At 54.1% G+C, this 255-nt stretch carries 1 rRNA gene; it reads left to right on the forward strand.

The annotated features are described in order from the left end of the window. Nucleotides 1-255: ribosomal RNA gene (locus GTP90_RS37790) — 16S ribosomal RNA — on the forward strand; the annotation flags it as partial.

The raw sequence follows: 255 nt of genomic DNA on the forward strand, positions 1-255 counted from the left end.
TCCAGACTCCTACGGGAGGCAGCAGTGGGGAATTTTGGACAATGGGCGCAAGCCTGATCCAGCAATGCCGCGTGAGTGAAGAAGGCCTTCGGGTTGTAAAGCTCTTTTGTCAGGGAAGAAACGGTGGAGGCTAATATCCTCTGCTAATGACGGTACCTGAAGAATAAGCACCGGCTAACTACGTGCCAGCAGCCGCGGTAATACGTAGGGTGCAAGCGTTAATCGGAATTACTGGGCGTAAAGCGTGCGCAGGCG

It is taken from the genome of Duganella vulcania (assembly GCF_009857655.1).
Taxonomy (GTDB): domain Bacteria; phylum Pseudomonadota; class Gammaproteobacteria; order Burkholderiales; family Burkholderiaceae_D; genus Rugamonas; species Rugamonas vulcania.